At 37.5% G+C, this 461-nt stretch carries 1 protein-coding gene; it reads left to right on the forward strand.

Annotated elements, in window-relative coordinates; genetic code table 11:
- Positions 1-84: 84 nt before the first annotated feature.
- The coding region (locus A5N85_RS14140) for an IS630 transposase-related protein (RefSeq protein WP_072577672.1) at positions 85-461 on the forward strand (377 nt) is incomplete at its 3' end.

Raw genomic sequence — 461 nt, forward strand, 5'->3', positions numbered from 1 at the left:
TCACTTAGAATCAATCTAATTCAAAGCAGAATATAAAAAAACAACTTGTAGTAGAATTAATCAAAAACAAACTGAGCATATCCTATGACCTACTGCAGCCAATTCCGACAGAAAATTCTTAACGATATTGCTAATGGAGAAACTTGGCGCGCTGTTGCAAAGCGCTACAAAATCAGCAAATTCACCGTCTATAGCTGGATTAAAAATCCCCATCCTAAAGGCTTTACTGAGCGTAAGCCCTCAAAGATTGATGATGAAGCCTTGCTTAAGGATATTGAGCAGTATCCTGATGATTACCAATGGGAAAGAGCTAGACGTTTTAATTGCTCGCAATCAGCGATTTGTTATGCTCTAAAGCGACTAAAGATAACGCATAAAAAAAGATTAACCAACATCCAAAAAGCCGACACAGAGAAAAGAGAGCACTTTCAAGAACAAATAGTAGATAAGACCGCTCAAGA

The organism is Suttonella ornithocola (genome assembly GCF_001889065.1).
Taxonomy (GTDB): Bacteria; Pseudomonadota; Gammaproteobacteria; order Cardiobacteriales; family Cardiobacteriaceae; genus Suttonella_A; species Suttonella_A ornithocola.